General features: G+C 61.9%; 5 protein-coding genes. 2 read left to right on the top strand and 3 right to left on the bottom strand.

Annotated elements, in window-relative coordinates:
• Nucleotides 1-252: 252 nt before the first annotated feature.
• Nucleotides 253-2,871, top strand: coding sequence for a GAF domain-containing hybrid sensor histidine kinase/response regulator (locus D0550_RS32030; RefSeq protein ID WP_116813259.1), 2,619 nt, complete (start codon nt 253-255; stop codon nt 2,869-2,871).
• A 4-nt stretch (nt 2,872-2,875) separates the two neighbouring features.
• Here D0550_RS32030 and D0550_RS32025 read toward each other — a convergent pair whose 3' ends face one another.
• Nucleotides 2,876-3,523, bottom strand: coding sequence for a hypothetical protein (locus D0550_RS32025; protein WP_153067448.1), 648 nt, complete (start codon nt 3,521-3,523; stop codon nt 2,876-2,878).
• Nucleotides 3,524-3,694: 171 nt separating this feature from the next.
• On the opposite strand from D0550_RS32025, the gene D0550_RS32020 reads away from it, so the two are divergent.
• Nucleotides 3,695-4,153, top strand: a complete 459-nt coding sequence (locus D0550_RS32020; protein ID WP_116813257.1) for a hypothetical protein — start codon at nt 3,695-3,697, stop codon at nt 4,151-4,153.
• Here the strand turns inward: D0550_RS32020 and D0550_RS32015 are convergent.
• Nucleotides 4,122-5,300 (bottom strand): DUF711 family protein, encoded by a 1,179-nt coding sequence (locus D0550_RS32015; RefSeq protein WP_206606669.1) that lies wholly within the window; start codon nt 5,298-5,300, stop codon nt 4,122-4,124. The two genes, D0550_RS32020 and D0550_RS32015, sit on opposite strands and share 32 nt — an antisense overlap.
• A 4-nt stretch (nt 5,301-5,304) precedes the next feature.
• Nucleotides 5,305-7,542 carry a hypothetical protein gene (locus D0550_RS32010; RefSeq protein WP_116813255.1) on the bottom strand — a complete coding sequence of 746 codons (2,238 nt, stop codon included), beginning with the start codon at nt 7,540-7,542 and terminating at the stop codon, nt 5,305-5,307.
• Nucleotides 7,543-7,642 lie beyond the last annotated feature (100 nt).

Raw genomic sequence — 7,642 nt, 5'->3', positions numbered from 1 at the left:
GACTATTACTGGGGCGGCGCCACGGGGCCCTACTTCTGGGTCGATCCGCAGGAAAAACTGGTTGCGGTCATGATGCTGCAAGCATCGGACATTCAGCTGCGCACTCACTATCGATCGTTGTTGCGCAATCTGGTCTATCAAGCCTTGCTGTAACATTCTGCCCGTTTTTTGTCGCGAATGTTATAAAATCACGGAAAATGTCGCGATCGTTTCGCGTTGACCGCCGCATGCGAAAGGCGGCACCCTTCGAAGGTGAGTACTTCGCCTGTCATTCGCGCGCATGGAGCCGCCAGCTTTCTCAGTGGAGGCGGCGAGCTGGGCGAGCTCATCCGCACGTACTCATGGGATCGCACGGCGCTCGGCCCGCCCGAACAGTGGCCGCAGTCGTTGCGAACCGCATTGAGAATCCTGCTCACCACCCATCATCCGGCGTGCGTTTTCTGGGGCTCGGAGCTCCTTTGCTTTTATAACGATGCCTACCGCGGCTCGCTCGGCCCGGAGCGTCATCCGGCAATGCTCGGCGCGCCGCTGCGGGAGGTGTGGTCGGAAACGTGGTCTGTGATGGGACCGCAGATCGAGCGTGTGATGTCGGGCGCGGGTGCGAGCTGGGCCGAAGATCACCTCGTCATGATCCCGCGCTTCGGCAAGCGCGAGGGAATCTATTGGACCTACAGCTTCAGCCCCATCGATGACGCGGACACTGTCAGCAGTGTCGGCGGCGTCATGGTCCTGTGCATGGAGACCATCAAGAAGGTGCGGGCCGAGCGACAGCTGGCATTTCAGCTGGCGTTGAGCGACAAGTTGCGCAGCCTGAGCGACGCATCGGAAATCATGCTGACTGCGGCGGAAATGGTCGGCCGACAACTCGGTGCCGGGCGCGTGGGTTACGGCGAGATCGAAGAATCGGGCAAGAGCGCGCTCGTCGTGTGCGACTGGGCCGCGCCGGGCATGGCCAGTCTCGCCGGTCAGCATCGGCTCGCCGATTTCGGGACGACGCTGATCGAAGAGCTGCAAGCCGGTCGCATCGTGCGGCTGGAGGACAGCTTCGACGATCAGTCGACCCCTGCTGCAAACGGGGTCGACGGCTATCGAGCCATTGGTGCGCGCTCCGGTATCACCGTGCCGTTGATCAAGGGCGGACGATTGGTCGGCGCTCTGTATGTGCATCAGGCCGAGCCGCGTCGCTGGACCGACGATGACATTACATTGGCTCGCGAGACCGCCGAGCGCACCTGGGAAGCGGTCGAAAGAGCGCGCGCCGAGAATGCACTTCGACAACTCAATGCAACCCTCGAACAACGCGTCGAGCATGCGGTCGCTCAGCGCAGGCTGTGGGGCGAGCTGCTGGATTCGGTGACTGCGCTGGTCGCCGCGGTCGGCAATGACTATCGGTTCCTCGCGATGAACAAGGCGTACGCCGATCGATTCGAGGGTCGGATCGGCGTGCGGCCGCATGTCGGTCAGAGTTTGCTCGAGCTGATGAAGACTCAGCGTGAGCAACTTGCGTTGTCGGGCAGTCGCTGGAGCCGCGCGTTGGCCGGCGAGGAATTCACGCTGATCGAGCCGACTGCGTCGAGCGAAGGCGATAACGACCGTCACTACGAGATCACCTACACCTCGCTGCGTGACCCGATGGGGCGCGTCATAGGCGCGTTCCAATATGCGCAGGACGTCACCGAGCGCATACGAGACCAGCAACGCCTGACCGAGGCGGAAGAGTCGTTGCGTCAGTCGCAGAAGATGGAAGCGGTCGGTCAGCTCACCGGCGGCATCGCGCACGACTTCAACAATCTGCTGACCGGCATCATCGGCTCGCTCGACATGATGCAAAGAAAGCTGGCGCGAGGACAGCAGATCGATGTAAACGCTTATGTGTCGGCGGCGATGACCGCTGCGAATCGGGCGGCTGCGCTGACCCATCGGTTGCTGGCGTTCTCCCGGCGCCAGGCGCTCGATCCGCGTCCGGTGCATGCGAATCGGTTGATCCGCGGTATGGAAGAGTTGCTGCGCCGGACGCTCGGTGAGGCAATCGCTCTGGAGTTCGTCGAGCAGCCGGATGTCTGGCTCACGCGCTGCGATCAGAATCAGTTGGAAAGCGCGCTGTTGAATCTGACCATCAATGCCCGCGACGCCATGCCTCAAGGCGGCAAGCTCATCATCCGGACAGCCAACGAGCATCTCGAGAATGCGCATGAAGCGAAGCTGCGCGATGTCGTGCAGGGCGACTACATCGCCATCTCCGTGTGCGATTCCGGGGTGGGAATGTCGCCGGAGGTCATGAGCCGCGCGTTCGATCCTTTCTTTACGACCAAGCCCATCGGCCAGGGCACCGGGCTCGGTTTGTCCATGATCTATGGATTCACCCGGCAATCCGGCGGCTACGCCAAGATTCAATCGGAAGTGGGTAAGGGTACGACGGTCAAACTGTATCTGCCGCGCTATCACGGCGAACATGAGTTGTCACAAGACCCGGATCCATTGCCGGTGACGCTCCAGCCGATGGGGCGCGAGGAGGTCGTGCTGGTCGTGGAGGACGAGCAGGTGGTGCGCGATCTGGTCGTCGACCTGCTGGCCGAGATGGGTTATCGCTCGCTGCAGGCGGTCGATGGCCCGAGCGGGCTGGCGATTGCACTGTCGGATGTGCGCATCGATCTGCTGATCTCGGACGTGGGCTTGCCGGGATTCAATGGGCGCCAGCTCGCCGACGCCGCCTGTGCACATCGTCCGGATCTGAAAGTGCTGTTCATCACCGGCTATGCGCACAACGCCGCAGTGAGCAACGATCTGCTGGCGCCGGGTATGCAGATGATAACCAAGCCGTTCGCGCTGGAAACATTGGCGGAACGCATCCGCGACATGATCGGGAACTGAGCGCTCAGCGGCTCAGCGGCGTCGTCGCCGGCACCAGTGCCGAAACAGTCAGATGCGGCGCGCCGATGTTTCCCATGGCAGAAGAACAACGGACGTTGTCTTTGACGATCTGCACGGACATGCGCGGCAGGATCTGCTGGCGCAATTGCTGAACGAGCTCACAATCGCCGCGTTCCAGACGCATATGGCGATCGTGTGCGAACGATACCGTCTTCCACACTGCGGCAAAACGTTCCAGATCCGCGGCGCCAGGCAGCTGCTGGCCATTCAGCCGAGCGACCAGCTGGTCCCTCGAATCGCGGGTCGTGAGCTCACGGACGGTTTCTTCCGACGCGATCACGGGCGATTGCATCGATATCTGAAAACGAGCGATGTTGAGCTGCTCGTCGCAGACATAACTTTGTAACCGCAGGTCGTCATGAGCGCCCACCGAGCGCAAGATCATTTGCAGTTTGTCTTCGAGGCTGCGGCAGTTATAGATCGTGCTGTAGCCGCGATACTCGAAGTTCACTTGCTGAGCTTTCCAGACGGCAATCACGGTCTCATCGGGCGAGCCGGCCATGACGGCGGTCGGAACGATGAAGAGCAGCGCTGCGAGCGTGTGGCGCCAGCGCTCCAAACAGGACCTGTGTCTGACAAAAAAGGTCCGCATCGTCCCTCCGTCGTCACATCATGGCTGGCTGTGACATAACTGTAGACTGGCAATCACGCGTGCGCCACGGACTGACGGTCAACTGCGCGCACGCGCCGGTGAAACGAGTATGATGGCTCGCCGCAGCACATACGGGCCCGTCGAGAGGCCGTGCAAGGGGAGCGGACGGATATGGATAACCGGTCCAAGGAAGCCTGGGAAGGCTGGTCCATTGTTGGCGCCGTGGCAGTCGCGCTGACGCTGGTCGTAACGATGCAAGCGATGATGGCGGGTGCACCTGTCGAGGGCATTCGCGGCATCATTCGTGCGACCTCGGGCAGCTCGTTTGCTCTATTCGCGCTGGCGTTCACCGCGGCGGCGGCTTGTTACTTCTGGCCGAATGCCTGGACGCGCTGGCAGCGGCGCAATCGCCGCTATCTCGGCGTGTCGTTCGCGCTCTCACATTTCGTTCATATGCTTGCCATCGTCGCGCTCGGCCGGATCGCACCCGAGCGGCTCGCGGCGGAAACCAATGTGGTCACATGGATCTTCAGCGGGCTCGCCGCGCTTGCCCTGCTCATTCTCGCCCTGCGCCTGTCGCGGGCGAGAGTGCGACAGGCTAATCCAGCTTCATTACCACGGAATCGGTGAGCACCGGGTCGTTGAAGCGCGCCATGTCGCCGGCCTTCTTGCCGGGAACCAGGAACAATCGCGCCGAAAGTGGCTTGCGAAGTCGCATCGAGAGAGACGCCACATCGCGGAGCAGTCCATTGATGCTATCGGCGGACGTGTTGCCCGGAATCGGCACGACATCCAGCCCGGTGCCGCAGACGCTCGAATAGAGCAGCACGTCACGGATGCTGTAGCGATTCTCGCCGGCGCGTTGGGCGAGCAGCGGATCCTCCAGGACGGGCAGCATCAGTCCCGAGTAGCCGCAGGTGCGCACCGATACGGACTTCAAGGCCGCAGTGATGACGGAACAAGCTTCAAGCGTGCCGGCACTACCAAACGGAGTTCGAGTGAGCGCTTCGACCGCGGCGGCGATACTGCGATCTTTCGCGGGCGCAGCTGAGGTGTCGATGCCCAGGTACTGACGGCGTTCACTCTGCGCGATCTCATTCGCGAGCTGTTCCACCGGCGTGAGCATTTTATTCAGCGCGCCTCGCAGTATTTCGGTGGCATCGTCACCAGCGCGCATCGAGGCGAACGCGCGCTCCACGACGGATGCCGACTCCAAGCCAATCGCGAAGGATTCGGGCCCTTGATGCCACGCTACTGGAAAGAACGGCGTGCCCGGCGGAATGTTCGCGGCGGCGGCAAAGCGGAAGTTCGCGAGTCCATCCGGAAGCGCATTCGCCAGAGCGACCATGATCTTCGCAGTCGTCGCGGCGACTTTCGGCAACACGCCGCCGTCCGGCGTGGCGATCGCCGTCGAGAAGCTGATGGACTGGGTCGTGCGTACTAACGCTTGTGACCATTCCACCATGCTGTCGTCAGAGCGATCTTCCGTGAGTATCGGACCGATGTTGAAGATCGCGCCGTGCGAAGCGACCAGTTCGTCGATCCGACGCAACTGATCCAGCGCCTGGTCTCTCGCAGCCGGCGCGAGCGAGGCGATGACTGGGTTCGCCGCGACTCGCACGGTCTGAACTTCATAGCCTGCATTCTCGAACGCACGCTTCGCGCGCGTCAGAAAAGCGGCCGCCGCTTGCACTCGATCCAGTTCCAGTGCTGACGTGAGCTCCACACCTGCAGTGATGGTTCGTACGCGCACCGAATTCATCGTTGGCACTGACACAGACTCACTCACTTTCGATCTTGAGCGCCCGGCGCTTCCGGTTCGAGCTCATGTAGTTCGCGACTCGCGCGAAGAAATCGCCAAAGTCCTGTGGGGCCGAGCCACGCAGGATCTGCTCCACCGAATGGAAGCCCAGTGCCCGATAGCTCTCGAACTGCGACTCGCTGAACCACTGGTCGCTGGTGGGCTCATGCGGGAACGAGTCGACCGTCCGCGCGTAACTGTACACGTCATAGGGCATCGGATGCTCGCCCCGCCCACGCAGTGTGGGCTTGATGTACAGCAATCGACCGGGCGGAGTGCCTTTATCGACAGCATCGTAGTCGATGCGGGCGGTCGCGCAGTACAAGCCCTGCTTGGCGGAGCTGTTGGGATAGATCTCGATCTCTTTCTCGAAGCGGATCGGAATCCCAAAGTCGATGCGGATCTTGCGAATGGCATTGCCCAGGTCGCCCAGCTTCGCGTCCGGATCGCAGCCCGCGTCGCACACCATGATGTAGCGGCAGCGACGCAGCACCACCTCATACAGACCGAGATTGTCGAAGTGGCCGCCATCGGACAGGTTCACGTACTTGAAATCCGGCGTCGTATAGCCGAACAGTTCACCCAGCATGGGCGACAGAGCCTGGCGCGGCCCGGGTAAGCGATACGCCTTCTCGCCTTGTGCGTTGGTGTTACCGAGCCACGCGCCGAGACGAACGTTGAACAGCGACATTACGAACGCCAGTGCCGGTGATGAACAGTAGCCCATGTGCGGATTGGCTGCGGCACCGGAGATCGTCACTGCCGTGCCCAACGAGATGCCGCCCTGGCCGCCGTACAACTCAGACGCGCGGTAGCCTTCATGGAAATTGCCGCAGAAGTACGGCGTGATCGAGAACGACTCGGCCTTGCGCTCCTGCCACGCGAGGTTGCCATCGCGAAGCACGTTCAATGTGACATTGATCAAAGGCAACAAGCGCTGCGCGCCTTGGGTCGGGCGCAGCTTGTGCATGCGAATGTTGTCCGCAGCGTCGAAGCCGGTGAATGGGTCCGGCTTGCGATTGGTATGCGATGCGCCCAGGTACGCGCGCACCAGCCGATTGCGATAGAAGCCGTGCAACGAGAAACGATTCACGTTGACGATCGAGCCCATGATCAACGCGGCGCCCAACAGCAGGCAAGGCAGCGCCCAGAACCATTCGAAGCCGGTGTGGCGCAAGCCGCTTTGGCGCACCATGGGCTCAATGAAGATGCGCTCGGCGGCGACGTTCGAGTTCGTCACGATCCAGCCGCCCAGCGTCGCCGTCGCCCACGACAACACCAGCACGACGCAGATCACGAAAATCGGTGCCGCCAGCGCCAGGCCGACTCGTTGCATGATCGAAGGCTGGTCCGTGGTGGTGGTCGCGGTCTTGTCCCGGCTGCCGAGCAAGGCTGCAGCCACGCCGGATATACCGCCGGCCGCGGCCACCAGCGGCTTGAGCGAGTTTTCGATCTTGTCGAACAGGTACTGGCCGAACAAACAAAGGGCGGTGACCACGATCCAGCCGAGTGCGACGGCGAGCACCCAGGCCGACAGTCGGGCCCACCATTCGCGATCGCCGTCATTGACCAGCGCCGGCTTGGCGCCGGTGACGAACGTTTCGCTCAGGCTCGCCAGCCCTACGAACAAGGTCCGCGCCAGCAGATACAAACCGAGCAGCACCGGCAAAGTCAGCATCACATACAGGCCGGGGTGGTTATAGAGCGGCAGCAACAGGCCGCGGATGACCAGCGCCAACAGCAATGAAATCGCGAGGCCGGAAATCAGCAACGCAGCCAACTCGAACTTGCCGGTGTGCACGCACTCGGACGGGATGTTGTGACGCAGCCGATACAACAGCTCGACCACGAGCCAGCCCGCCAAAGGAATCACCGTGCACCAAAGCACGGAGAACATCAGGATGGGATGGTTGCCCGCCGACCAAAACGGTGCATCGAGCACGACCGCTGGACCATTCGCGTAGCCGAGCCCGGTAAATGACAGCAACGCGGCCGCGGCGATCACGGGCAGTACGCACAACAATGAATAGCGCGACGAGGGCGTGTCTGGAGCGCGCACGAACCGACGGTGGTAATAAATAGAGAAGCTCGCCAACAACTCAACGATCACCGAGGCATACAACAGAGTTCTTCCCAGGCCAGGGCTGACCGTGCTCTGCACCAGCAGGTAAACCCCTTGAGGAATGACGACCAGCGCGGCCAGCAGCGGCAGTATCACCNGNCNNTTNNACAGCANNTNNCGCNGCGATGATGGCCGCGGCGGTCCACGTGTCGGCCGAGAAAAGACCGAGGCGCGGTGTCAGATAGTTGCTGAACTG

This window comes from Steroidobacter cummioxidans (genome assembly GCF_003104955.1).
Note: the sequence above shows the minus strand (reverse complement) of the source record. Positions and strands in the feature narration are given on the sequence as shown.